The sequence below is a fragment of the Pseudomonas sp. SJZ078 genome (assembly GCF_007828255.1).
Taxonomy (GTDB): domain Bacteria; phylum Pseudomonadota; class Gammaproteobacteria; order Pseudomonadales; family Pseudomonadaceae; genus Aquipseudomonas.
The window spans coordinates 1-26,331 of the sequence record NZ_VIUG01000004.1; the positions used below are offsets into that span (position 1 = coordinate 1).

Sequence of the window (26,331 nt, forward strand, 5' to 3'; positions counted from 1 at the left end):
CTGAATGGGCATAAAAAATCCGATACCAGAGGACTGGTATCGGATTTTCTAGAAAGCCCGGCTTGGACTCAAATGCTTAAGTGAACAGCATTACGGCTTAGGCCGGGTTTTTTGTTGTGTGAATGATCCTCATGCGGCGAGGGTGGTCTGTCAGACGCATCGAAGTTTCTGACACGTTTTTAGGGTTGTCCCTCGGAAGCGAGGGCTCTAGCCTTTGGGTGTCGCTGCCAGTTCAGTGACCGGGCTTGACCGACCGAAGAATCACAGGGTATTGGCCCGGACAGTTTGTCCTGGGCTCCGTTAATTTAAGGAGTTTCCCTTTGAAAGATGATTCGAACGTTCGCAAGCCCGCAGCCACCTTCCCCTACGGCGACTACGCCCCCGAAAAGCTGCAAGAAGCCGCTGATCGTGCGCTGGACCATTACCTCAAACCCCAGGACAACCCGCCAGAACCCAAGCCCTCGCCGCAATTGTTCAACGTGAGCGATGCTGTCGACACCGAAGTCCTGCTGGCCAACCTCAGCGAAACCCTGGCCTCGGCCAATGCCATGCTCAGCGACCTGGCCTTCGACCTTGACGGCTCGCGGCGACATGTGGCGCTGGGGGTGGCGCAGATGATTGAGTTGGGCGCGCTGTTGGCGGACAAGGCGCTGGATCGGGTGGAGCTACGGGTTTGATGGCGTAAGGGCCGGCGTCATCGCGAGCAGGCTCGCTCCCACAGGGGGGTGTTCACAGATGTGTGGACCCCCTGTGGCGAGGGGATGAATCCCCTCGCCACAAAAGCTTTCATGTCGCAACAAGGCTTCCATGCCTCAACAAGCGCTTGCCACATAAGAGACAGAGGCTACGGCCGAATCTCGATCATCGTGCCATCCGGTACCAGATTCCAGACTTCGCGCATATCGACGTTGCGCATGGCAATGCAGCCATCGGTCCAATCCAGGGTGTGGAACAGCTGTTCAGGGTTTTCCTCGGAATCCGGCGTGCCGTGGATCATGATCATGCCCCCCGGCTCCACGCCTTCACGGCGGGCGCGGGCGGCGTCGCTGATGTTGGGGTAGGAGATGTGCATCGACAGGTAGAACCGGTCGCTGACCTTGCGCCAGTCGATCCAGTAGAAACCCTCGGGGGTGCGTTTGTCGCCCTCGATCAGCTTGGGGCCTTTCTTGGCGCCCTTGCCCAGGGAAATGCGATAGGTCTTGAGCGGCTTGCCGTCGTTGATCAATTGCAATTGATGAGCGGACTTGAGTACCAGCACTTTTTCGATGGGCTTGCCGTCGTAGGTTCCCACCGCAGAAGCCTGGGACACAGCAGCGAACGTCAAGCAGAACAGCACAAGCAACCAGCGCATTGAAACGGTATCCCTAGAGGTGTGGTGACGGTATGGTTTTTCAGGTCTTGGCAGGTTGAGCCAGCGGCGGGATCGATTCGGATCGCACCGGGTATTGCTCGGTTCGTCGGTCAGCATAGAAGTATTCCAAGGTCCGGCCCACTGTGCGGAAGGCCAGTTCGTCCCAGGGAATGTCCGCTTCTTCGAACAGTTTCACTTCCAGGCTCTCGGGGCCGGCGGCGAAATCCTCGTCCACCAGCTCGGCGCGGAAGAATACATGCACCTGGCTGATGTGCGGCACGTCGATCAACGTATAGATGTTCAGATTTCGCACCCGGGCGCAGGCTTCCTCGGCGGTTTCGCGCTCGGCGGCCTGTTCGACGGTTTCGCCGTTTTCCATGAAGCCCGCCGGCAGCGTCCAGTAACCGCGTCGCGGCTCGATGGCGCGGCGGCACAGCAGGACTTTGCTGCCCCAGGTCGGTACGCAGCCGGCCACGATGTTGGGGTTCTGGTAGTGGATGGTGTGGCAGGTGTCGCAGACAAAGCGCAGGCGCGAGTCGCCTTCGGGTATGCGCTGGGTCACCGGGTTACCGCACTGACTGCAGAATTTCATGCTTGGGTTCCTGAATGCTGCGCCTATCTTGGCGTGCGGGGCGGGTGTCGGCAAGTTGTCGTTTCGCGACACGACGCAGTCCGGGGGTTGGGCGGCTTGAACGATTGGTGCATGATGCAAGGTAGCGAATAAATCGAGAAGTCTCATGCTGGACGAGCTACTGCATCGAGTAAGCAACCATACCCCGCGTGACCTGCAGGTCGACCGACGTTTCCCTGAAGCCGCGGTGCTGGTGCCGATCACCCGCAGTGACGAGCCGGAGCTGGTACTGACCTTACGCGCCAGCGGGCTCTCGACCCATGGCGGCGAAGTGGCCTTTCCCGGTGGACGGCGTGACCCGGAGGACCCGGACCTGGTGTTCACCGCCCTGCGTGAAGCCGAAGAGGAAATCGGCCTGCCCCCCGGCCTGGTGGAAGTGATCGGCCCACTCAGCCCGTTGATTTCGCTGCATGGCATCAAGGTCACCCCCTATGTCGGGGTGATTCCGGATTTCGTCGAATACCAGGCCAACGATGCCGAGATTGCCGCGGTCTTCAACGTACCGTTGGAGTTTTTCCGCAAGGATCCCCGCGAACACACCCATCGCATCGATTACCAGGGCTGCAGTTGGTACGTGCCCAGTTACCGCTTTGGCGAGTACAAGATCTGGGGCCTGACGGCGATCATGATCGTAGAGTTGGTGAACCTGCTGTTCGACGCCGGCATTGACCTGCACAAACCACCCAGAAGCTTTATCGATACCTGAGCCCGAGGATCCTCATGAAATACCGCCTGGGCGAAGCCCGTGTCGAAACCCACCCACAGAGCTGGGTCGCGCCCAATGCCACGCTGGTGGGCAAGGTCCGCCTCGAAGAAGGCGCGAGTGTCTGGTTCAACGCCGTGCTGCGCGGCGATAACGAGTTAATCCTGATCGGCAAGGACAGCAACGTGCAGGACGGCACGGTGATGCACACCGACATGGGCTTTCCCCTGACTATCGGCACCGGCGTGACCATTGGCCATAACGCCATGCTCCATGGCTGCACGGTGGGGGATTACAGCCTCATTGGCATCAATGCGGTGATCCTCAACGGTGCGAAAATCGGCAAAAACTGCATCATCGGCGCCAATGCGCTGATCGGTGAAAACAAGGAAATCCCCGACGGTTCGTTGGTGATGGGCTCGCCGGGCAAGGTCGTGCGGGAATTGACCGAGGCCCAGAAGAAGATGCTCGAGGCCAGTGCTGCGCATTACGTCCACAATGCGCAGCGCTACGGCCGCGACCTGGCCGAGCAGGAATCATGAACAGCGTCGAACGTCCGGTGCCATCGCCCTGCGTGAGCATCTGCTCGCTGGACGATGACGACGTCTGCACCGGCTGCCAGCGCACCGTGTCCGAAATCACCCGTTGGCGCAGCATGGACAACGATGAACGGCGTAGCGTATTGGCCTTGTGTCATGAACGGGCGAAGGCCAGCGGGTTGGTGTGGATGTTGCCGGGAAGGTCCTGAATCATGAGGAACCCTTGTGGCGAGGGGATGAATCTCTAGCGAGCCCGCCACCGATCCAACCTCACCATCCCCAGCGCAATCCCGACAAACCCCAGCAATATGCCCCCGGCATTGATGAACACCTGTGGATAACCCAGGTTCGCCACATCGATGAAAGGGTAGGGGTATGCCCCCAGGAAACTCCCCCGCAACAGGACGTAGGCGAAATACACCACGGGGTAGATCACCCAGAGGCCGATGTGGCCCAGGCGCAAGGTGCCTTTGGGCACGCACTGCCACCAATAGGCGATGAACAGCAGCGGCATCACGTCGTGTAGCAACTCGTCGGCCACGAATTGCCACCCTCCGGGTTGCCACAGATGGCGCAGCAGCAGGTTATAGGCCAGGCCGACCAAGGCGATGTTCACGGCGATACCGCTGCAGACGGCGGGCCGCAGGAACCAGCGCCGGGCGGCCGATTCGCGGCGGGTCACTTCGCAGGTCAACACCACGGCCACCAGGGTGTTGGTCAGTACCGTGAAGAAACTGAAGACATTCACCAGGCCGCCCAGCAGGCTCGCGCCCAGTTCCCAACGCCCCAGCAGAACCAAATACAGCTGGATGCTCAATCCAGCCCAGCCTAGCAGCGCCGCCACCGATACGAAGCGCTGTCGAAGGTTCATGACTCAGACCGGCCGCTTGGTACGCATCAGCTTGATATACAACCGCTCGACTTTCTCCCGCGCCCACGGCGTCTTGCGCAGGAAGGTCAGGCTCGACTTGATGCTCGGGTCACTCTTGAAACACCGGATATCGATGCGTTCGGCCAGGCCCGACCATTCGTAGTGCTGCACCAGGGCGTTGAGGATCTGCTCCAGCGTCACGCCGTGCAGGGGGTTGTTGTGCTGTTCGGTCATGGAGGTATGTGCGTGAAGGGAATAGGCGCGCACCTTAGCCGAGGTGCCCATGGGTTGGAAGTCTAGCGGCAACACTGTTACCGGTTTCGAAAAGATTCATGTCGGCAAAAGCGCTTTCTCTATCGGGAGTGGAACATTATTCTTGCGCCGTCTGCTGAAACGGTTCTTCTAAGGCGTCAAGGCCGCTGCGGCCTTGCGTTCCAAGAATTCTCCTGAATGCTCCGTCTTTATAAGACAGCGCTGTCTTTGTGTGGGAGCGGGCTTGCTCGCGAAAACGGTGGTCAGTCGACTGAAACGGCGGCTGTGAAATCGCTTTCGCGAGCAAGCCCGCTCCCACAAGGGACGCTGCAATGTCTGGAGACTTTTTACTGAACCATGCCCGCACAGGATCGTCATCTAAAGTGATTACTTGCGCGGGACTCCTTAAATATCACGGAGAATCACACTATGAGCACTGAAGGTGCTTCGAATCGAGGCCGTCTGCTACCGAGCCTGCTCGGCATTCTGCTTCTATTGATGGGCCTGGCCCTGTTGGCCGGCGGGGTCAAGCTGAGCATGCTTGGCGGTTCGTGGTATTACCTGCTGGCCGGTATCGGCCTGGCCCTGACCGGTGTGCTGCTGATCATGGCCCGCCGGGCGGCCCTGGGCCTGTATGCGCTGGTGCTGTTCGCCAGTACGGTATGGGCTTTATGGGAAGTGGGCCTGGATTGGTGGCAACTGGTGCCGCGCCTGGCGATGCTGTTCGCCCTGGGCATTGTCATGTTGTTGCCATGGTTCCGCCGCCCGCTGCTGACGGCCGACGCGTCTCCCATGGGCACCCGCGCATTGGGCGCCGCCGTGGTCATCGCCGGTGTCGCGGCGCTTGCCAGCCAGTTCACCAATCCGGGTGAAATCAAGGGGCAACTGGACCGCGACAACGTCGCGGGCATGACCAACACCGCACCGGCAATGCCCGACGGCGACTGGAACTCCTATGGCCGTAGCGCCCATGGCGATCGTTATTCGCCGCTGGCGCAGATCACCCCCCAGAACGTCAGCAAGCTGGAGCAAGCCTGGAGCTACCGTACCGGCGACCTGCCGGGGCCGAACGATCCGGGCGAGACCACCGCTGAAAACACCCCGCTGAAAGTCAACGGCATGCTCTACGTGTGCACACCCCACAGTCAGGTGATTGCCCTGGAGCCTGAAACCGGTAAGGAAATCTGGCGTTTCGATCCGAAGCTTTCCACGCAGAAGGCGGAAAACTTCAAGGGTTGGGCACACATGACCTGCCGTGGCGTGACCTATCACGATGACGCGGTGTATGCCTCTGCCGAGCAGAGCCCCACCGGCACCGCCAGCCCCACGCCGGCCAGCACGGTGTGCCCGCGCCGGATTTTCCTGCCGACTGCCGACACCCGCCTGATCGCCCTCAATGCCGACACCGGCAAGATGTGCGAAGACTTCGGGGACAAAGGCCAGGTCGACCTGACCGCCAACATCGGTGGCTTCACCGCGGGTGGTTACTACTCGACCTCGCCTCCAGCCGTCACCCAGAACCTGGTGGTGATCGGCGGCCACGTCACCGACAACGTTTCCACCGACGAGCCCAGCGGCGTCATCCGCGCCTACGACGTGCACACCGGCAAGCTGGTGTGGAACTGGGACAGCGGCAAGCCGGACGACACCACGCCAATTGCCGAAGGCCAGACCTACACCCGCAACTCGCCGAACATGTGGTCCATGTTCAGCGTCGATGAAAAACTCGGCATGCTCTACCTGCCGATGGGCAACCAGACCCCCGACCAGTTCGGTGGCCTGCGTACCCCGGAATCGGAAAAATATTCCGCCGGCCTGACCGCGCTGGATATTGCCACCGGCAAGGTCCGCTGGTACTTCCAATTCACCCACCACGACCTGTGGGACATGGACGTCGGCGGTCAACCGACCCTGATGGACATGAAGACCGCCGACGGCGTGAAACCGGCCGTACTGGCCTCGACCAAGCAGGGCAGCATCTACGTGCTGGACCGCAGCAACGGTCAGCCGATCATCCCGATCAAGGAGATCCCGGTGCCGCAAGGCGCGGTGGAAGGCGACCACACGTCGCCGACCCAGCCGATGTCCGACCTGAATTTCGTGCCGCCGGTCCTCAAGGAACGCGACATGTGGGGCGTGACTCCGTTCGACCAGATGCTCTGCCGGATCGACTTCAAGTCGCTGCGCTATGACGGCATGTTCACGCCGCCGTCGCTGCAGGGTTCCATCGTTTACCCGGGCAACTTCGGGGTGTTCGACTGGGGCGGTATCTCGGTTGATCCGGTGCGCCAGATCGCTTTCGTCAACCCGAGCTACATGGCGTTCAAGTCGAAGCTGGTACCGGCGGCCGAAGTGGCCGGTGGCCCGGGTCGCAAGAGCGAAACCGAAGGCGTGCAGCCAAACAAGGGCGCGCCCTATGGCGTGATCCTCGAAGCGCTGCTGTCGCCCATGGGCCTGCCCTGCCAGGCACCGGCCTGGGGTTATGTGGCAGCGGTCGACCTGACCAACAACAAGACCCTGTGGAAACACAAGAACGGCACCGTGCGTGACAGCTCGCCAGTACCGATCCCGCTGAGCATGGGCGTACCGAGCCTGGGCGGCACGTTCACCACCGCCGGTGGCGTGGCGTTCCTGAGCGGTACCCTTGACCAGTACCTGCGTGCCTATGACGTGAAAAACGGCAAGCAACTGTGGGAAGGCCGCCTGCCCGCCGGCGCCCAGACTACGCCGATGACCTACACCGGCAAGGACGGCAAGCAATACGTGCTGGTGGTTGCTGGCGGTCATGGTTCCCTGGGGACGAAGCAGGGGGATTATGTGATTGCCTACAAACTGCCGGATTAAACCAGGCCGGTAGCAATGAAAAAGGCGACACCTTTGCGGGTGTCGCCTTTTTTGCGCCAATTTTCACTTGATCGTTCCCACGCTCTGCGTGGGAATGCAGCCCGGGACGCTCCGCGTCCCAAAGAGCCGAACGCGGAGCGTCCGCAGAGGCATTCCCACGCGGAGCGTGGGAACGATCAATACAGCAGGGTAGTAGCCAAACTTACAGCTCGATCTTCACCGCTTGAGACGCGCGGGTCGCCTTGGCACGGGCCGCTTCGATGGATTCGTCGCGGGCCAGGGCCACGCCCAGGCGGCGCTGGCCGTTGACTTCCGGTTTGCCAAACAGACGCAGCGCGGTGTCCGGTTCGCTCAGGGCGACGCCCAGGTTGGCGAAAGCGGTCTGGGTCGACTGGCCTTCCACCAGGATCACCGCCGATGCCGACGGGCCGAACTGGCGGATCAGCGGGATCGGCAGGCCGAGGATGGCGCGAGCGTGTAGGGCGAACTGCGACAGGTCCTGGGAAATCAGCGTCACCAGACCAGTGTCGTGGGGACGCGGAGAGACTTCGCTGAACCACACCTGGTCGCCCTTGATGAACAGCTCGACGCCGAACATCCCACGTCCGCCCAAGGCCTCGGTCACCGCCTTGGCGACGCGCTCGGATTCGGCCAGTGCCGCCGGGCTCATGGCCTGGGGTTGCCAGGACTCCTGATAGTCGCCTTTTTCCTGGCGATGGCCGACCGGTGCGCAGAAGGTGGTGCCGCCGGCATGGCGCACGGTCAGCAAAGTGATCTCGTAGTCGAAGTCGATAAAGCCTTCAATGATCACCCGGCCCTTGCCGGCGCGGCCGCCTTCCTGGGCATAGTCCCAGGCTTTCTGTACGTCGTCGCTGCTGCGCAGCAGGCTCTGGCCCTTGCCTGACGAGCTCATCACCGGCTTGACCACGCATGGGAAACCGAGGGTTTCAACGGCCTTGCGGTAGTCCTCCACGGTGTCGGCGAAGAAGTAGGGCGAAGTCGGCAGGCCCAGCTCTTCGGCGGCCAGGCGCCGGATGCCTTCGCGGTTCATGGTCAACTGCGCGGCGCGGGCGGTGGGGATCACGGTGAAGCCTTCGGCTTCCAGTTCCACCAGGGTGGCGGTGGCGATGGCTTCGATTTCCGGCACGATAAAGTGCGGCTTCTCGGCCTCGATCACCGCACGCAGGGCGGCGCCGTCGAGCATGTTGATCACGTGGCTGCGATGGGCCACTTGCATGGCCGGCGCATTGGCGTAGCGATCCACGGCGATCACTTCCACGCCCAGGCGCTGCAATTCGATTACCACTTCCTTGCCCAGCTCACCGCTGCCACACAACAAAACGCGGGTCGCGGTGGGCGACAAGGGAGTTCCGATACGGGTCATCTGAAGGTCCTCAAACAGGAGCGGATCATCGGGGTTGCGCGCCGGGCGAGCTTCCCATAGGGAGAAAGCGCGGCATTTTACATGAACCATGGGGTTTGGCTTCAATTGGCCATGACCTGCCGACGTAAGCGCCAGGCCATGATCAGCCAGACGGCGGTGACCCCGGCGAATTTCGAGGCCAGGGCGGTGATGACCACCGGTGGGGTCAAGGCATCGATCAGGCCGAAGAAAATGAAGGTGTCGAGGGGAATGCTCAGTGCCGAGCTGATCCACAACCGATCATGCAACGCACGCTTGGTGATCGTGAACACCAGCCAGTCGATGCACTCGGACACCGCGAACGCTGTGGCGCTGGCCAGAGCGATGGTCGGGTCCGAGGTGACATAGGACAACACCAGCGCCGCCAGCATCGCTGCGATGGCGCCATGGCCGAACCTGGTCTGCACCATGTCCCGCAGGACGAACACCAGGCCACCCCAGGCCGACCAGATGATGTCCAGGTGCGGTGCGGCGGAAAAGGCGTAGTTGATCAGCACGACGCTGCTGATGTAGGCGATCAGGAAAAGCATGGGGAACCTGGCTCAGCAAATAGTTCGAAGGCGAATGATAAGCCTGTGGCGAGGGGATTTATCCCCGTTGGGCTGCGCCAGCAGCCCTAAAACCAGCCAACCCGGTGTATCAGGCAGATTGAGTCCACTGTGATGGGGGCTGCTGCGCAGCCCAGCGGGGATAAATCCCGTCGCCACAGGGGGGCCGTTCAGAGGGACAGGGTAGTTCAGCCGCCAGTCTCTCAATCCTCCTCACTACCCTCCGCCTTCCAATACCCCACCGCCTTCACAAAGTCCTGGTCCAACCCTTTCTCCTCCAGCAACACCTTGCGAATCTGCCGTGACACCTTGCTTTCGGTGGCGACCCAGGCGTAGAGCTTGCCGCCCGGCATGTCCAGATGCTGCACGGTAGTCAACAGGCTGTCCGGGCGGCCTTCGCGCAGTACCCAGATCACGTGCACCTGCGCCGGACTTTGCAGGACTTGCTGCTCGGCACCGTTTTCGACTTCCACCACCACCAGCGCACGCCGGTTGGGCGTCAGGCCTTCGAGGCGGCGGGCGATGGCGGGCAGGGCGGTTTCGTCACCGATCAGCAGATAACTGTCGAAAATGTCCGGCACGATCATCGAGCCCCGAGGCCCTCCGATGTGCAGTGATTGCCCGGGCTCAGCCTGGGCCGCCCAGGTCGAGGCGGGACCGTCGCCATGGAGCACGAAATCGAGATCCAGCTCCAGGGCCTCCAGGTCGTAGCGACGCGGGGTGTAGTCGCGCATTTCCGGCAGCGGGCCCTGGGCCTTGCCGGCGCTGGGGTCGAAGGTTTCCAGGGCGGCCCGTTCCTCGGCGTTCTGCGGGAAAAACACTTTCACGTGATCATCCGTGCCCAGGCTGATAAACCCGGCCAGTTCCGGCCCGCCAACGGTGATGCGGCGCATGCGTGGTGTCAGGTCTACCACCCGCAATACTTGCAGGCGACGACGCTTGATCTCGTGGCTGACACGGTGAATGGTGTTTGGATCGATTTCAGTCATCGCTTGGCTCCGAAACGGGTGGACGGGCGGCGCCGTCACTGATGGCTTTGGCGGTGTCGTTGAGTAGATCGCGTATCCGCTGGATTTCTTCCGGGCTCCAGCGATCCTGGTGCCTCTGCAGGGCCCGGCGCAGGTTACCCACCGCTTCGTGGATTTCAGCCGGTCGATCCTGCTCGCGCAGGATGCGCTTGCTGGCTTCTATGCGTATCCGCACGCCATCCATCGCCTCGGCCTGGTCGTGAAGGAACAGACGTCCAGCGTCGGTTGCGCTGTAACATTTTTTACCGCCCTCGGCGTCTCCGCTGACCATCTTACTCATTTCCAGGTGGGTCAGGGTGGGGTAGATCACGCCGGGACTCGGGGTGTAGGCGCCGTCGAACATGGCTTCGATCTGCCGAATCAGCTCATAACCGTGACAAGGCTTTTCGGCGATCAGTGCCAACAACAGCAACTTCAGGTCGCCCGCAGCGAACACTCGTGGACCGCGCCCACCGCGCTCTCGACCGGGTGGGCGCCGTTCGAAACCATCACGATGATGTTGTTCGCGAGTGGGAGGGTAATAAGGAGCTGTCATCTATCTACTCTCTGTTCTGCATAAATAGAATCGAGATATATCTTTGACTTCAGATATATCTTCGACTATAGATATATCTTTGTTAAAAGATATATCTCGGTTGCGTCATACTTGAAGTGAAACAAGACCTTACCTGAATCCCTTGTGGGTGCGGGACGAAACCGGATGGGCGTCTGGGTGTTTTAACCGCAACTAGTGAGAATGTCGGAAGTCTCTTACATTCAAAGTTGCGTTTTGTCGAAAAATGCATATTTTTCGTAGTTTAGCGTGCGCGTTTTACTACATGACTCTGCGAACTTTCCTGCTTATTTTTAATTAAAGAGCGACGATCATGCACCGGCGTTGAAGGGGCACGCCAAGCTGTATTGGTGCGCAACTTCGGCCCTTCTCTCTTTATTGCTATGAACAGGTGTTAAACAATGCTCATGAAAATCGTAACCGCAGCCACCCTGACCACTGCGGCCCTGAGTTCTTCGCTGGCTTTCGCTGCCGACGACGCACGTTCGTCCATTCATATCACCGCGAACATTCCGACCGAGCAGTTCCACGTGCAGCCCCGTGACGGGAACTGGGGTAAGGACGAGACCATGACCTACAACACGGTCAGCGGCACCTTGACTTCGCTGCGTCAGACCTACGATGTGAAAAACACCGTCGGTTCGGTCAATGCCTACATCGAAGGCGGCCCGGCTTCGCTGTACAACGGCAGCGACGCCATCGCCCTGACCACTACTTTCAACGGCGTCACTCTGACCGCCATGTCCCAGGAAGTGGTAGACGATGCAACCTCCACCCCAGGGACCCAGGCCGAAATGGTCATCCTCCCGGCCAAGCCTCTCAACACTCAGAACGGCCTGTACACCGCCGACATGACCGTCATCTTCGACGCCGTGCCGCGCCCGTAAGGCCATTCGCTGCCCGGTGAGTTTCACCTCTTTCCCCGGGTATGCAGGGTCGACCGGTTCTCCCCGACGGGTCGGCCCGTACCTGAAACACCCCGATAGCTCGCTGATTATGAGAGTCCGTTGATGTTACCGATGACACCCATCGCGAGTGCGCTCGCGCTGTTGATGTGCGTCAGCGCATTGGCCGCACCGACTGCCCCCGGTACGACGCCGAGAAGCCTGCTGTCCCAGGCCAAGGGCCTGCCGGCGGAGTTTGAATCCCACTTCTTCGATGTGCCCATCGCGGTTCGTATTGAACTCAATCAACAGTTTCTCGGTGAAGCCATGGTGGTCATGACGCGCGATGATCGCATCACCTTGCTTGAGTTCAACGACACCCAGGACAGCACCATCAAGGCCGTTGAGCGCGAGCAATGGGAGCAACGGCTCAAGCAGGGAATGGTATTGGGCGCCTGCGAGACCAACTGCACGGCCGGACTGTTGGCGGTGCATTACAGCCTGGAAAATTCGTTGGTGTCGATTCTGACCCGCGACATCGAGCGTGGTATCGAAACCCAGCGTTATTACGAACAACCGGAAGGCGGCAGCCTCGGCCTGATCTTCAACAACCAGCTCAATCTCAATGGCGGCCAGGAGCAGGACACAGGCGGGCGCTATGGCCTCAACGCCAGTTCCAGCGTCGGCAACTGGAGCCAGTCGCTGGACCTCCAGCTTTCGCGTCTTGGCGGGCCGGACGACAAGCTGTATCACGCGGTCCATGAGTTGTTCACCCAGCGGGAAATGGAAGGCAATTTCTTCCGCCTGGGTTACTTCACCCCCAGCTCCGATGGCTTGAATCGCCAGATACGCTCCTTCGGCGCCAACCCGGATACCGCCCTGGGCCTGATGTTCGGCAGCTCCGACAGCCTGGCGATCGACAATCCCAAACCCAGCGTCTACCCCATTTATGTCACCGCCAGCCGCCAGGCTTCGGTGGAGATTTATCGCAATGGCCTGTTGATCAACACCCAGGCCGTCGCCGCAGGCTTGCAGAGTCTCGATACCCGGCCGTTGCCCGGCGGTATCTATGAAGTGGAAGTCCGCTTGATCGAGGACGGGCAAACCACCGCCACCAGCCAGGAGCTGGTCTACAAACCGAACAATTGGAGCAACGCCGAGGACCGCTGGCGCTACAACCTGTTCGCGGGCCGGGAAACCCGCCTCTGGAGCAATTGGGATGACCAGCCTTCAGGCTTCACGACGGCAGGGTTCGGCCTCAACTACCTGCTGCATCCCCGGGTGATCCTGGGCGCCTCTACCCGCAAGGTGCAGGACAAGATGCAGGTGGGCACCTCGGTGGATTGGACGCTTGCCAGCAGTACCAGCCTATACGCCAACGTCTATCACACCGAACAGTACGGCAATGGCATGGACTTGCAGGCGCTCTATAGCTACGGCCAGGGCAGCGTCGTCGCCAGCCACAACCGCAGCTGGCTGGACACCCGCAACACCTACGAAACCCTGCCGGACGGCACGCGCATCCGTCAGCGCAACGTCTACGTCGGCCAGACCAGCAACTCGTCGCTGTCGGTCAATCATCGCTTGAGCAACAAGACGTCTATCAACGGACGGCTTGCCTACAGCGAAGGCAATGTCCAGGGCACCGGCCTGGACCTGGGCTGGACCCAGCGCGGCAAGCTGCGCGGTAGCGACGCCAACTGGCGGGTGTCGTTGTTCGATCGCCCCGGCACGTCGAGCACCAACGACCGACGCAACCGCGGCATTGACCTGAGCGTCAGCGTGGCCCTGGGTGGGCCGGGCGAATACTGGTCCGGCAGCATCGGCACCCGGACCTCACGCGAGGGTGACCGGGACAACAACGCGTCGCTGACCTATCGCCGCGACCTCGAAGACCATGTGTTGCAAAGCGTCTCCGGCACCGCGCTGGCCGACACCTATGGCGTAGGCCTGTCCGGCATCGCCAGCTTCAGCACCGAGTCCCTCTATGGCGATGGCTTCCTGCAGCGCTCGTCCTACAACGACAACCTTACCGGCGGCCTGAACCTGAGCAGCACCGTGGCCGTGGGCGGGCAGAAGGCTGTACTCACCGGCCTGCCCCATGGCCGTGGCGCGGGGATGATCGTCGACGTGGAGACCGACCTGGACAATGTCGTCCTGCGTGCCGACGATCTGACAGGCGGCAGCACCACCCTGCATCCGGGTCGCAACTTCGTTCCGATCACCGCCTACCGCAACAGCATGGTGACCTTCGACTTCGAAGGCGTCCATCCACCGGCAGCGAACATTGAGCCTGCTCGCACTCGCTATCACCTGAACAAGGGCGGCGTGGACTACCGCAAGGTCAGCGTGATGAAAACCGTGACCGTGCTCGGTCGCCTGTTGGACGAAAACGGTGAACCGCTCAAGGGTCACCACGTGATCAACCACGCCAGCCGTGGAGTCAGCGAGGCGGACGGGTTCTTCTCCATGGAAATGAACGCCGCGTCCCCGACCCTGGAAGTGCGTTACGGCAACGAGCTGTTCTGCCGCTTCCGCCTCGACCCGGAAAGCGCCAGCGACGATGGCGACGTGTTGATGATCGGCGATCTGCGGTGCACGCCAGACACGCTGGCTGACAGCTCGTTGGCCGAGGCCGGTAAGGACTGGCAGCGCTCTTGATTTTTGGGTGTGGTGGGGAGCAAGGGTCGTTCCTCACGCAAGGATTTTCCTTCCAACTTGCAGGGATTTGCATTGATGTATGAGGTTGTATAGATGAAACCTTTTTCGGTAGCCGTGCGCAGCGTGGTTTCGCTGTTGTTGCTTGCTTGCGTGCCGGTGGCCAATGCGGCGAGTCAGAATATCAGCGCGATATTCAGACCCGATGCTTCGAAGCCAAACCTGAATCAATTTACCAATACCACACCGGTTTCAGGCTACTGCACTTTCTATCCGGCAGATTGCGCTGCGACGAAGATATTCAGCATTCAGTTGCCTATCAGTTTCAATTCGAACAGCCCTATCCAGGCGAACCATACCGATTATAGGCAAGGGGCGACCTTCAAGGTGCCCGCCAACTGGCGTACCGCACAAGTGACTCATGCCGAAACGGGGGAAATCGAAACCGTCGAAGTACGCTTTTCAGGCATCGGGTCGAGGTATCGACTTCCAATGAACGTGCTTGACCTGATAGGTAATCCGAACATTGACCTTGCATTGGCTCATAACCGGTTGTGGGGTGGCTACGGCCATAGCTGGGTGAATCCCGGCACACCTTGCGGGTATACCGGCCATGGAGGCCTTAATGCGACTACATATCGGTTTTTCTGGAAAACCAGGGTCGAAGCTGCGTGCTCCAAAAAGGCCAGCTTTTTGATCCCCAGCTTTACCTACGATTATCTGGACTTTGCCTACGAACTACGCACCCCAAATCCTCTGAAAATGTCGAGCGGTCTATATACCGGGTCACTGACCTATAACATTGGGCCAGGTCAGGACCTCGACATGGGCGATGTCATGATCCCTTCCGACCCGGTCCTTACCTTTAATTTCAATCTGACCGTCGAACACACCCTCAAGATCGAAGTCCCCCCCGGCGGCAACCGCGTGGAACTGGTGCCCCAGGACGGCTGGCAAGCCTGGCTCAACAGCGGACGCAAGCCGACGCGGCTGTTCCGCGACCAGCGCTTCCATATCTCCGCGTCTTCCCGTTTCAAGATGGCACTCGAATGCCAGCAAATCAGCGGCAACACCTGCGCGATTTCTGAAGCCGGCACCGGCCACGCCGTACCGGTGGACGTCAGCGTGACCCTGCCCGATGGCTTGACGGATGCCGGTGGGCAGCCGGTCAACCGCCGTCGGTTGCTGCGTGACGGCAGTGGTACCGAGCTGTTCCAGCCGGGCCTGTATGTCGACCGCAGGCCGGGAATGCTGCACTTCGAAGTGGCTCGCAGCAGCGTCGAGGAGATGCTCGACAGCGGTGCGAAAGCCTACACCGGCAACGTCACGGTGATCTGGGATTCGGAAGTTTAAGGGGCATGGATTGTCCAGCCTGAGGCGAAAGGACGGTGAGGTATCGATGAAACATTTACCGATGGCAGTGCGTAGTGTGGTCTTAGTGGGGTTGTTGACCTGTGCGTCGACGGTCAGTGCCGTGAGCGCGGACATCACCGCAGTCTACAGGCCGGATCCTTCGAAGCCCAACGACAATACCTTTCTCAACACCACACCGGTCTCAGGCTATTGCTTCAATTATGCGGCGCTGTGTGAGAGAGAGAAAATTTCCAGTGTCCAGTTTCTCCTCAACGCCCACTCGAATGCACCTATCCAGGCGGACCATGGTAATTCCCGGCAAGGGGCGATGTTCCATATGCCAGCCACTTGGCGTCTGGCACAGGTGACCCATACAGGAACAGGTGAAACCGAGATCGTTCAAGTACGCATAGCCGGCATAGGCTCGTACTACCAGCTCCCTGTCAGCGTCATTGATCTAGTCGGTGGTGGCGTGGATATGAGCACCGCTCACGCAAAGTTATGGGGAGGTTCCAGTTGGAAGTATGCGCCTTCACCCTGCCAATCCTCGGGTCATTCGGGCTTGAATGACCTCGTCTACATTTTCTTCTGGAAGACCCCGGTTGAAGGTGTGTGCGCCAAAAGGGCCAGTTACCAGATCCCCAGCATGTCCTACCACGGCTTGAACTTTGCCTACGAACTGCGCACGCCCAATCCATTGAGGATGTCGGCCGGTCAATACATCGGTTCAGTGTCCTATGGTGTTGGTCCGGGGCAAGACTTCGACATGGGCGATGTGATGATGCCCACTGACTCGGTGATTACCCTCAATTTCAAACTGAACGTGGAGCACGCCCTCAAGGTGGAGGTTCCGCCTGGCGGCAACCGGGTCGAACTGGTGCCTCAAGAGGGCTGGCAAGCCTGGTTGAGCAATGGCAGCAAGCCGACGCGGCTGTTTCGCGACCAGCGCTTCCATATCTCTGCGTCCTCGCGTTTCAAGATGGCAATCGAATGCCAAATCATCAGCGGCAACACCTGTGCGATCTCCGACACCGGCACCGGTCATGCCGTGCCGGTGAACGTCAGCGTGACCCTACCCGAAGGATTGACGGATGCCGGTGGGCAACCGGTCGACCGGCGCCCGTTGTTACGTGACGGCAGCGGTACCGAGCTGTTCCAGCCGGGTTTCTACCTCGACCGTAAAGCCGGAACGCTGCACTTCGAGGTCGGCCAGAGCAACGTCGAACAAATGCTCGACTCCGGGGCAAAAGCCTATAGCGGCAACGTCACGGTGGTCTGGGATTCGGAAGTTTAAGCGGCCTGTCGGCCAGGATTTTTTAGTGAGTCGCGTCAAATGCATGAGGTTCGAAAAGTGATGAAACATTTATTGGCATGGGTTGGTTTTTCTCTGTTTTGCGGCGTGGCCCAGGCCGGTCCGCAGATTGGGGTCGGGGTGGTCTACGACTATCTGGACGGCAACAAGACTACCTATATGAAGCGGGTGTTCAACGGCGGCACGTCCACAGCCTTCGTCAAGGTCAACATCCTGGAGATTATCTATAACGAGGACGGCACCTATCAGGAAGTGCCGCTGCAGAACCAGGCCAGTGCCCAGGCCAAGGACGGCCTGATGGCCAGCCCGGCGCGCCTGATCGTGCCAGCCAACGGCGTGCAGGGAACGCGCTTGCTGTTCATGGGCAACCGCGACAAGGAGCGCTACTTCCGTGTGCGCTTCGTGCCGGTGGTACCGGAGGCCGAAGACGAGTTCGCTGTCAGCAAGGAAGAGCGCGAGCAATATAAGAAGGATCGCGTGGGCGCCGGGGTCAAGGTCCTGGCGGGCTACGGCACGGTGTTTTTCGTGCGGCCCAAGAACACCCGTTTCGAGTCAGTGATCGAGGACAACCCCAACCGCTATCTGCTGCGTAACAAGGGCAACAGCGTCGTGGTGATCGATGAGTTCAAGGACTGCGAGGCCAAGAAAGACAACGAATGCCGCCCCACCACCAAGCACCACGTGATGGCTGGCCGTACGTTCTCGTTCGATAAGGAAGCGGGGCGTGAATACCGCTTCACGCTGATTGAAGGCAGCCAGACAAAAAACGTCGAGATCAAAGGTTGACGGTCGTCGTTGACGCCACAGGTAATCAAATATGTCCAAGACACTGGTACGCCCCTTCGCATTGACCGCCCTGACATTGCTTTCGGCTGCGGCCTGGGGCGCAGTCGAGCGGGAAACCTTCGAACTCTACGTGACCATTCCGACGGCCGACTTTCATGTGGTGCCCCTCGACCCGCAACTGGTCCAGCGCGAACAGCGCCTGCCCTTCAGCACCATCACCGGGGAGCTGAGCCCGTTGCGGGCCACTTACGAGGTGAAGAACAGCAACGGTTCCATCGGTGCGCGCCTCGGGCAGGAGGCGTATTTGTCCAATGGGCGTGATCGTATCGACTTGCGGGTGAGATTCAACGGCGTCGAATTGACTTTGGATTCGGCCCAGGTGGTCTCGGCCACGGAAGCCCGACCGGGGCGGCAGGTGCCGTTGGAGATCGCCGCCATCAAGCCCGATGACGATTACAAGCCGGGTGACTACTACGGCACGGTGCACATGGTGTTCGACGCTACCGCGCCGTAGCGAGGCCTCACCTTGCGGTGAGGATCATGAAACAACACGAAACCCTGTGGCGAGGATGTTGTGTTGGGCCCGTGACGATGGGAGCAAGGTGTGCTCCCGCGCTTTTCATTACTATAAAAAGGTATCAAGCATGTTTAAGAAAGTTGTATCCGTTATTGCTTTGGGGGCTGCTCTGAACCCTTCACTGGTGTTCGGGGCCGATGATGCGCGTTCATCCATCCATATCGAGGCGAACATTCCGACCCAGCAGTTCCATGTGCAGCCACGGGACCCTGAGTTTGGCAAGGATGAATATATGTATTACAACCCTATCACTTACAAATTCACGTCTTTGCGCCACACCTATGATGTGAAGAACACCGACGGTTCGGTCCACGCCTACATCGAGAATGCTAACGAGACAGGTGCCATCCATCTGACCAACGGTGTGGATGTGGTATCCCTGCGGGCTATTTTCAACGGGGTACCGCTGGACAACCGACCTCAGGAAGTCGTGGACGATGCCACGTCCACACCGGGTACCCAGGCGGAGATGCGTGTCGTTGTTGCGAACTCGCCTACACGCCCACTCTCTGCTGGTATGTACAACGCCGACTTCACGGTGATTTTCGACGCGGTGCCTCGAAACAACCCCTGATCTTGGGTCTACCCCTGATCTGAGGGCAACTCCTGACCTTTGTGGCGCGGGGATAATCCCCTCGCCATAGGTAACCTGCCTACATCGCCGTGACTCGCTGCCCCGCCACCAACGGCGTGCACTGGGTATGGCTGCCCGGCTGCAAGTAGGGCGTGAGGAACGGTGCCATGCCCTTGAGCACCTGTACCGGCAAGGCCGAGGTGAATTTGAAGTTCTGTGCCGAGGCCCCCGGGACATAGGCGGTGAGAGTGCCGAAATGGCTGTCGCCGATATAGAAGACGAAGGTGGCGGTACGGTTGATCGCCTTTGAACTGATCACCCGTCCACCGGCGCCAACGGCTTCGATACGGTTGTCGCCGGTGCCGGTCTTGCCGCCCATGGCCAGCGGCGTGCCGTCGGCCAGTTTGAAACTGCCGGCGACCCGTTTCGCGGTGCCGGCGTCCACCACCTGGGACAGCGCACCGCGCAGGGCCCGGGCCACTTCAACCGGCATCACGCGTTTGCCTTTGTCCGGGTCGTTGACCAGTTGCGTTTCGTAGGGGGTGTCGACGGCGAAGTGCAGGCTGTCGACCCGCAGTGCCGGTTGACGGATACCGTCGTTGAGAATAGTGCCCACCAGCTCTGCCAATGCGGCGGGGCGGTCACCGGAGCTGCCGATAGCCGTGGCCAGTGAAGGCACGAGATGATCGAACGGATAGCCGACTTTCTGCCAGCGCTGGTGGATATCCAGGAACGCCTCGATCTCGAGCATGGTGCGAATACGACTGTCGCGAGCGCTCTTGTGCCGGCTCTTGAACAGCCAACTGTAGACTTCCTGGCGTTCGAATTCACTGGCCTTGACGATCTGGCTGAACTTGGCGTCGGGGTTGTTCAACAGGTAACCCATCAACCATAGATCGAGCGGGTGGACCTTGGCGATAAAGCCCTGGTCGGGCAGGTCGTAGGCGCCGGGGCCGTAGCTCTGGTAGAGCCGTTCCAGGCGTTCGTCGGTGAGCTTTTCGTTGCTCTTGACCGATTTGAGGTGCGAACGCACGAAGCGGTTGAAACTGTCCTGGCTGTCATTGGGAAAGAAATAGCGGTGCACGGCGGCCAGGCGGATCGCCGTGGGGTGCATGCTGTCGAGAAAGGTTTCGAGGCGCTGGCTGGTGTCTTTCTTCTGATATTTTTTCCAGAACCTGAGCAGGAACGAGGTGCCTTCGCGGTCGGCGAACTGGGCCAGGTATTCCTGGCGCCGCGGGTTACTGTCGTCCTTGAGCAGCTCGGCGCTGTTGTCGGGCCCGGCATAGGTGGCGTAGCGCACCAGATCGCGCATCAGGCGGATGAACGGCAGGTTGATCGACTCACGCAGGGCATCGCGCAAGGTGGGGTTGCGGCCGTTGTCCTCGCTGCGGAAGTTGTGAAAGGTGTGCAGCCCGCCGCCGGTAAAAAATGCCTCGCCGGGGCTGGCGGAGTACGTACGATCCAGCGCCGCCTCGAGCATCTTCGGCAGGCTGCGGTCGCTGTTCTGGATCAGGTAGTCGACGGCCCAGCGGGACAGGCGATCCTGCTCGGCGACCTCGACTTTTTTCAGGGCCGCCGGGGGCTCCGCGCCATAGCGGTCGTGCAGCTCGGCGATGATCTGCAGATAGGTGGTCAGTACCCGCAACTTGGCAGTGGAACCGAGTTCGAGTTTGCTGCCTTCGTTGATGTCAAAAGGCTGGTCGGTGCTGTCGGTCTGCACCCGCACGCGGGAGCCGTCCGGGGTCAGTTCCAGCAGGGTGAAGCTGTAGCGCACCTGGGTGGTGCTGGTGGGGGTGAGCAGGCGTTCTCCCATCAGGCCGATTTCGGTCGCGAAGGCCGGGTCGGCCAAGCGCTTGAGGTACTCGGTGGCCTGGGTCTGCAAGTCGTTCTGCAAGGTGCTGGTGGCGGACAGGTCCAGGCGATCGAGGTCATACAATGGACGGTCGAGCAGCGTGGCGAGTCGACTGCGGGCGGCGCTGATGCCTTTATTGGTTTCGTTGGGCTGGATCGTCGGTTGCTGCACCCAATCGCGATAACTGACCTTGCTCGCCAGGGCTGCATCGGCCAGGGCACCGTCGATCACACCGTTCTGGGTCAGCAGCCGGATATGGCTGTCCGTCAGGCTTGCCAACTCGTCATGGCCCTTGGACAGGTAATGGGAAGGGCGGCGCTGGGCGATCATCAACGACAACATCTGTCGTAAGGCCAGGCCCTTTTCGGCCAGGCTCCGCGGGTCGGTGGCGGTGCTGAACAACTGCTCGTTGGCCCGGTTGAAATCGGCGCCGTACCAGACCCGCAAGCCTTCGGCCATGCCATGGACCTCTCCGTGCCCCGGTACGGCGGACAGCGGCACGCTGTTGAGGTAATCGCGCACGATCCGCTGCCGCGCCTCGAGGGTCTGCGGACCGGTCCGATAGGCGCGCACGCTGGCGGAAATCATCTGACGGATCTTTTCACCCCCCGAGACGGTCAGGCCATCGGGAGAATGGCGGTACTTTTCCAGCTGCGTCGCCAGGGTACTGCCCCCGGCGGACTGCCCCGGCAAGCTCAACAGCTTGGCCACCTGCGACCAGGCCGCCATGCCGAAGCGCGGCCAGTCCACCGCCGGGTTGGCCTGGGGCTGGCGGGGATCGAGCAGAAAGCGGTTTTCGATGAACAGCAGGCTTTGCACCACCACGGGGGGGATGGCGTCGAAACTGGCATATAGCTGTTGTGGATACTTGAACTGATACAGCGGCGCGGCGCGGCAATCGGTGATGGTCAGGCCGGCCTGGATCTTCTCCGGATAAGGCACGAACAGGCCTTTGCCGACGTAGTCCATCAAGGCCGGCGAAAACCGTGTCTGGGCCTGGATCACATAGTTGCGCTTGAGCAGTCGCGGCAGGAACTCCCCCAGCGAGCTGTAGCCCAGCCGCCGGTCGAATGGACCCGCACCGGGGTAGACGATGGCATCGCTGGGCCCCGGTTGCAGCGAATAGCTCAGGGATGCAGCGTATTTGCTGATCTCCCTGGCCTGGAACCTGGAAGTACGCATTTCCTTGGCCACCGCGAGACCGACCACCACGACAACAATCAGCAGCAGCAACCAGAACGCACGCCAGCCATGCCGCGCGCGGCGTTTTCTTGGGGGGATAGACGCTTCTTCCATACGTTCAGTCGGGACCATAGGTTTATTCGAATCGGTTTGCCATAGAGCGCCCATAGTCGACTGATCCATTCACGCAGATTGATCGGACTTGCTTGAAGCTTAGACGGTGGTTGGCGTGGGGGAGGGGAAATTGTGGACAGGCCGGCACCATGAATCCCCTCGCCACAAGGGCAGCGGTGCCCGTAAGTTGTTGAAGTGTCCTATCTGCGTAATTTTTACCCTCGTTTACACATTCCATTCCCTGTAATCCCAGTGAACGCCTCTCCAAAAACCCACCTTTTGTTATGGCTTATCCCTGAATTTCCAAGGTTTTACAGTGAAACTCTCTATCCCCGGCTTTTTATACTGCACGGCCCCATCGGTGTTGGCGTCTGGTTTACACGACGGTCTGTCCACGAGTCAGGCCCGGTTTCGGCAAGGTGGCAGGCTTATCGGCCTGTGCCCTTGGAAACCCGGTGGCTAATCCAATAACAAAATGGAGTTGTATCCCTATGCCTGTCGGCAATCATCTGCCCCCTGGCGAGACCGCTCAGGGCGGTCTGCTCAAACGTGAACTCGGCGAGCGGCATATCCGCCTGATGGCGCTTGGCGCCTGCATCGGGGTCGGGCTGTTCCTCGGTTCGGCCAAGGCCATCGAAATGGCTGGTCCGGCGATCATGCTGTCCTACATCATCGGCGGCCTGGCGATCCTGGTGATCATGCGTGCCCTCGGCGAGATGGCCGTGCACAATCCGGTGGCTGGTTCGTTCAGCCGGTATGCCCAGGATTACCTCGGCCCGCTGGCGGGTTTCCTGACCGGCTGGAACTACTGGTTCCTGTGGCTGGTGACCTGCGTGGCGGAAATCACCGCGGTGGCGGTGTACATGGGCATCTGGTTTCCCGACGTGCCCCGCTGGATCTGGGCCCTGGCCGCGCTGGTCAGCATGGGCTCGATCAACCTGATCGCGGTCAAGGCTTTCGGAGAGTTCGAATTCTGGTTCGCCCTGATCAAGATCGTGACCATCATCGCCATGGTCATCGGTGGCGTGGGCATCATCGCCTTCGGGTTCGGCAACGACGGCGTGGCCCTGGGTATCTCCAACCTCTGGACCCACGGCGGGTTCATGCCCAATGGGGTGCAGGGTGTCTTGATGTCCCTGCAGATGGTGATGTTCGCCTACCTGGGCGTGGAGATGATCGGCCTGACCGCCGGTGAGGCGAAGAACCCGCAGAAAACCATTCCCAACGCTATCGGTTCGGTGTTCTGGCGGATTCTGTTGTTCTATGTCGGCGCATTGTTCGTGATCCTGTCGATCTACCCCTGGAACGAGATCGGCACCCAGGGCAGCCCGTTCGTGATGACGTTCGAGCGCCTGGGCATCAAGACGGCTGCGGGCATCATCAACTTCGTGGTCATCACCGCTGCGCTGTCGTCCTGTAACGGCGGCATCTTCAGCACCGGACGGATGCTCTACAGCCTGGCGCAGAATGGCCAGGCTCCGGCCGGCTTCGCCAGGACCTCGGCCAACGGCGTACCGCGCCGCGCGTTGCTGTTGTCCATTGCCGCGTTGCTGCTGGGCGTGTTGCTCAATTACCTGGTGCCGGAAAAAGTCTTCGTCTGGGTGACTTCCATCGCCACCTTCGGGGCGATCTGGACCTGGGTGATGATCCTGCTGGCCCAGCTCAAGTTCCGTAAAGGCCTGAGCGCTTCCGAGCGTGCCGCCCTGAAATACCGCATGTGGCTGTATCCGGTCAGCTCGTACCTGGCCCTGGCCTTCCTGGTGCTGGTAGTAGGGCTGATGGCGTACTTCCCGGATACGCGGGTGGCGCTGTATGTCGGGCCTGCGTTTCTGGTGCTGCTGACGGTGCTGTTCTACACCTTCAAGTTGCAGCCGACGGGTGAGGCTCAAGGTTCGGTGAGTTCGGTGCAGTGATGCGATGGGTCCGACGAGGCTATTGTCAGGCTTGACGGTAGCCTCGCTCGATTCCGAATGATCGAGCGCTAACGCTGTGACATCTCCCGCAGTGACCTCGGAATGGCCGAGCGTTGTTCGTTCAGTTGCGTTCCCGAGGTCACTTCGAAGCTGGCCTGATTATCAGTGGCGGAGCTCCCTCCGACGTACACCGTGAACGTCCCGGACTCGACGACCGGCAGATAGTCGGCACTGAGTGAAGCGAAGTCATTCTGATCAAGTGTGAACTCCACGGTCTTTGCTTCTCCCGGCGCGAGCCGGACTTTCGTAAAACCACGCAACGTACGGACAGGACGTGTCACGCTCGCGACATTCTGGCGCAGGTATAGCTGGACCGTTTCGTCTCCGGTTCTTTGACCGCTATTGCGAACATTAACCTGTACCTTCAGTGTTTCATCGAAGGCCAACCGCTGTTTACTGAGAATCGGGGTTCCATACGTGAACGTGGTGTAGCTCAGGCCGTGGCCGAACGGATAGAGCGGAGTCCACTGTATATCCAGGTATCCGGATGTATAGGGGCTGATGATGCTCGGTGGCCGTCCGGTATTTTTATGGGCGTGGTAAAGCGGAATCTGTCCCACCGACCGGGGGAAAGTAGTGGGAAGCTTGCCGCTGGGATTGATATCGCCAAACAGCACGTCGGCAACCGCATGGCCCATTTCCGAACCTAGAAACCAGGTTTCGAGGATCGCAGGGGCCTGTTCGTCCACGGTGGGTATGGTCAACGGCCGGCCATTCATGAGAATGACCACCACAGGTTTACTCGTTTTGGTCAGCTCCGTGAGGAGCGCGTTCTGTGCCCCAGGCAAGTCAAGAGCGGCACGGCTGCGGGCTTCACCGCTCATGTCTCCTGTTTCGCCAAGCACGGCAACGATCACGTCGGCGTTGCTGGCCATGTGTTGAAGCCCGTTGGTACCGGCCACGTCGGTGCTTTCCGGAGCGGCCAGGGGCAGATAAGTAACCTGCGTCCCGGGCGATACGGCGCGCTTGATACCCTCCAGAACGGTGATCGACTCTTCGGCACGACCATCGGCCGACCAGGACCCTAATGTCGATTGCGCGTCGTTTGCCAACGCCCCAACGATGAGAAGGTTGCGCAGGTTTTTGGGCAATGGCAGCAACGCGTTATCGTTTTTCAACAACACAATGGATTTCTGTGCGGCTTCTCGTGCCAGCGCGCGGGTTTCTGGCGTCCCGAGTAGATTCCGTTCCCGTGTCGGATCGCTGTAACGGTAAGGATCTTCAAACAGGCCAAGCCGCTGTTTCGCCTGGAGCACCCGTCGCACTGCGTCATCCAGCTGGCGTTCTTGAAGTTGGCCGCTCTGTACTAATACCGGTAATTCACTGGCGTAATCGTAACCGCCCATTTCGATATCGATGGTCGCATTGAACGCGCGCAGGACCGCCGCTCGTGGTGTAGATGCGACACCGTGTTGGATCAACTCCCTGATAGCGGCGAAATCACTGACCACTATTCCCTGAAACCCCCACTCGTCGCGCAATTTATTCTTGATCAATCGTTGGTTGGCATGCATGGGCGTACTGTCTACTTCACTGAATCCAGGCATGAACGCATCGACCCCGGCTTGTACGGCTGCGCGAAACGGCGGCAGATAAACCTCCTCCAGCGTGCGCTCGGATATGTCCGAGGTGTTGTAATCGCGCCCACCTTCGGCGGCGCCGTAACCAACGAAGTGCTTTGCGGTGGCGAGCATCTTCGTGGTGTCGGGAGCGATTTCGCCGCGAAAACCCCATACACGTGAAGCCGCCAGCGCGGCGCCCAGGAATGGATCTTCGCCAGAACCTTCGACGATCCGCCCCCAACGTGGGTCTCGCGCAATGTCCACCATGGGGGCATAGGTCCAATGCACGCCGGCCGCTGTCGCTTCGACGGCGGCCGCTCTTGCGGTGCGTTGCGACAAGTCTGGATCCCAAGCCGATGCTTCAGCCAGCGGCACGGGAAACAGGGTGCGAAACCCATGGATGACATCCAGGGAAAACAGCACAGGAATATGTAGACGCGAACCCTGGACGGCTTCGTGTTGCAGCTTGCGAGTGGTTTCTGCGCCGTATGCACCCAATACTGAACCGGCATGAGCGACACCGATGGGGGGACGATCCCTGTTGTCCTCTACCGGGCCGGTGGGGGTTTGTTGCATGTTGAGTTGGGTCAATTGGTCAATTTTTTCTTCAAGGGTCATTTGCCCGATCAGTTGTTCGATAAAAGCAGCCTCTTCCTGCTGCTTCCTGGATGGGGCGTCGGCTCGGGCCGTTGAATGAAGCCAGGTGATGAAAATCAAGGTACCGAGCATGGCTGCGGTGGTGACGCGCATGAAATCCATCG

The 26,331-nt window shown here is 60.2% G+C and carries 23 protein-coding genes; 13 read left to right on the forward strand and 10 right to left on the reverse strand.

The genetic code is table 11. The features are described 5' to 3' along the window. Positions 1-320 precede the first annotated feature (320 nt). The gene (locus FBY02_RS05420) at positions 321-677 is read left to right on the forward strand and encodes a DUF6124 family protein (protein WP_144924360.1); all 357 of its coding nucleotides are present in this window, start codon (positions 321-323) and stop codon (positions 675-677) included. 167 nt (positions 678-844) lie between these two features. Here FBY02_RS05420 and FBY02_RS05425 read toward each other — a convergent pair whose 3' ends face one another. After that, on the reverse strand, positions 845-1,351 hold the full coding sequence (locus FBY02_RS05425; protein ID WP_144924365.1) for a murein L,D-transpeptidase family protein: 507 nt from the start codon (positions 1,349-1,351) through the stop codon (positions 845-847). Between the two features lie 40 nt (positions 1,352-1,391). Next, positions 1,392-1,943, reverse strand: coding sequence for an NUDIX hydrolase (locus FBY02_RS05430; RefSeq protein ID WP_144924368.1), 552 nt, complete (start codon positions 1,941-1,943; stop codon positions 1,392-1,394). 145 nt (positions 1,944-2,088) lie between these two features. On the opposite strand from FBY02_RS05430, the gene FBY02_RS05435 reads away from it, so the two are divergent. From FBY02_RS05435 to FBY02_RS05445, 3 genes are read left to right on the forward strand one after another with little or no spacing between them, the layout of a single operon-like run. Continuing rightward, positions 2,089-2,688 (forward strand): CoA pyrophosphatase, encoded by a 600-nt coding sequence (locus tag FBY02_RS05435; protein ID WP_144924371.1) that lies wholly within the window; start codon positions 2,089-2,091, stop codon positions 2,686-2,688. 14 nt (positions 2,689-2,702) lie between these two features. Then, complete coding sequence (locus tag FBY02_RS05440; RefSeq protein ID WP_144924374.1) at positions 2,703-3,227, forward strand: gamma carbonic anhydrase family protein; 525 nt, start codon at positions 2,703-2,705, stop codon at positions 3,225-3,227. Then, positions 3,224-3,433, forward strand: coding sequence for a DUF1289 domain-containing protein (locus tag FBY02_RS05445; protein ID WP_144924378.1), 210 nt, complete (start codon positions 3,224-3,226; stop codon positions 3,431-3,433). The genes FBY02_RS05440 and FBY02_RS05445 overlap by 4 nt, the downstream gene beginning before the upstream one ends. 35 nt (positions 3,434-3,468) lie before the next feature. Here FBY02_RS05445 and FBY02_RS05450 read toward each other — a convergent pair whose 3' ends face one another. Further along, on the reverse strand, positions 3,469-4,095 hold the full coding sequence (locus tag FBY02_RS05450) for a Pr6Pr family membrane protein (RefSeq protein WP_144924381.1): 627 nt from the start codon (positions 4,093-4,095) through the stop codon (positions 3,469-3,471). Positions 4,096-4,098: 3 nt separating this feature from the next. Beyond that, positions 4,099-4,329 (reverse strand): VF530 family DNA-binding protein, encoded by a 231-nt coding sequence (locus FBY02_RS05455; protein ID WP_024780901.1) that lies wholly within the window; start codon positions 4,327-4,329, stop codon positions 4,099-4,101. Between the two features lie 447 nt (positions 4,330-4,776). On the opposite strand from FBY02_RS05455, the gene FBY02_RS05460 reads away from it, so the two are divergent. Beyond that, positions 4,777-7,191, forward strand: a complete 2,415-nt coding sequence (locus tag FBY02_RS05460; RefSeq protein ID WP_144924383.1) for a glucose/quinate/shikimate family membrane-bound PQQ-dependent dehydrogenase — start codon at positions 4,777-4,779, stop codon at positions 7,189-7,191. A gap of 202 nt (positions 7,192-7,393) precedes the next feature. Here the strand turns inward: FBY02_RS05460 and purT are convergent, their stop codons facing one another. The 4 genes from purT to FBY02_RS05480 all read right to left on the reverse strand — a co-directional run bounded on the left by purT (position 7,394) and on the right by FBY02_RS05480 (position 10,725). Next, on the reverse strand, positions 7,394-8,575 hold the full coding sequence (gene purT, locus FBY02_RS05465) for a formate-dependent phosphoribosylglycinamide formyltransferase (RefSeq protein ID WP_144924386.1): 1,182 nt from the start codon (positions 8,573-8,575) through the stop codon (positions 7,394-7,396). A gap of 101 nt (positions 8,576-8,676) precedes the next feature. Beyond that, complete coding sequence (locus FBY02_RS05470; RefSeq protein ID WP_144924389.1) at positions 8,677-9,144, reverse strand: VUT family protein; 468 nt, start codon at positions 9,142-9,144, stop codon at positions 8,677-8,679. A gap of 221 nt (positions 9,145-9,365) precedes the next feature. After that, positions 9,366-10,151 (reverse strand): siderophore-interacting protein, encoded by a 786-nt coding sequence (locus FBY02_RS05475; RefSeq protein ID WP_144924392.1) that lies wholly within the window; start codon positions 10,149-10,151, stop codon positions 9,366-9,368. Next, entirely contained in the window at positions 10,144-10,725 is a 582-nt protein-coding gene (locus FBY02_RS05480) for a PadR family transcriptional regulator (RefSeq protein WP_144924395.1), read from the reverse strand. The genes FBY02_RS05475 and FBY02_RS05480 overlap by 8 nt, the downstream gene beginning before the upstream one ends. A gap of 419 nt (positions 10,726-11,144) precedes the next feature. On the opposite strand from FBY02_RS05480, the gene FBY02_RS05485 reads away from it, so the two are divergent. From FBY02_RS05485 to FBY02_RS05515, 7 genes are all read left to right on the forward strand, one after another. Beyond that, complete coding sequence (locus FBY02_RS05485) at positions 11,145-11,630, forward strand: CS1 type fimbrial major subunit (protein ID WP_144924399.1); 486 nt, start codon at positions 11,145-11,147, stop codon at positions 11,628-11,630. 123 nt (positions 11,631-11,753) lie between these two features. Next, the gene (locus tag FBY02_RS05490) at positions 11,754-14,288 is read left to right on the forward strand and encodes a CS1-pili formation C-terminal domain-containing protein (RefSeq protein ID WP_144924402.1); all 2,535 of its coding nucleotides are present in this window, start codon (positions 11,754-11,756) and stop codon (positions 14,286-14,288) included. A 93-nt stretch (positions 14,289-14,381) separates the two neighbouring features. Further along, positions 14,382-15,638, forward strand: coding sequence for a hypothetical protein (locus tag FBY02_RS05495; protein ID WP_144924405.1), 1,257 nt, complete (start codon positions 14,382-14,384; stop codon positions 15,636-15,638). A gap of 61 nt (positions 15,639-15,699) precedes the next feature. Next, positions 15,700-16,932 carry a hypothetical protein gene (locus FBY02_RS05500; RefSeq protein ID WP_144924953.1) on the forward strand — a complete coding sequence of 411 codons (1,233 nt, stop codon included), beginning with the start codon at positions 15,700-15,702 and terminating at the stop codon, positions 16,930-16,932. A 60-nt stretch (positions 16,933-16,992) separates the two neighbouring features. Continuing rightward, a complete protein-coding gene (locus FBY02_RS05505) occupies positions 16,993-17,736 on the forward strand; it encodes a molecular chaperone (protein ID WP_178111826.1) in 744 nt (247 codons plus the stop codon). Between the two features lie 31 nt (positions 17,737-17,767). After that, a complete protein-coding gene (locus tag FBY02_RS05510; RefSeq protein WP_144924410.1) occupies positions 17,768-18,250 on the forward strand; it encodes a CS1 type fimbrial major subunit in 483 nt (160 codons plus the stop codon). Between the two features lie 130 nt (positions 18,251-18,380). Next, the gene (locus tag FBY02_RS05515; protein ID WP_144924413.1) at positions 18,381-18,887 is read left to right on the forward strand and encodes a CS1 type fimbrial major subunit; all 507 of its coding nucleotides are present in this window, start codon (positions 18,381-18,383) and stop codon (positions 18,885-18,887) included. Positions 18,888-18,966: 79 nt separating this feature from the next. Here the strand turns inward: FBY02_RS05515 and FBY02_RS05520 are convergent, their stop codons facing one another. Beyond that, positions 18,967-22,089: a transglycosylase domain-containing protein gene (locus tag FBY02_RS05520; protein WP_144924416.1), complete on the reverse strand. Its 3,123-nt coding sequence runs from the start codon at positions 22,087-22,089 to the stop codon at positions 18,967-18,969. 437 nt (positions 22,090-22,526) lie between these two features. Here FBY02_RS05520 and FBY02_RS05525 point away from each other — a divergent pair, with 437 nt between their 5' ends. Next, positions 22,527-23,948 (forward strand): amino acid permease, encoded by a 1,422-nt coding sequence (locus FBY02_RS05525; protein WP_144924419.1) that lies wholly within the window; start codon positions 22,527-22,529, stop codon positions 23,946-23,948. A gap of 68 nt (positions 23,949-24,016) precedes the next feature. Here FBY02_RS05525 and FBY02_RS05530 read toward each other — a convergent pair whose 3' ends face one another. Next, a complete protein-coding gene (locus FBY02_RS05530; protein WP_144924422.1) occupies positions 24,017-26,329 on the reverse strand; it encodes a glycoside hydrolase family 3 N-terminal domain-containing protein in 2,313 nt (770 codons plus the stop codon). Positions 26,330-26,331 lie beyond the last annotated feature (2 nt).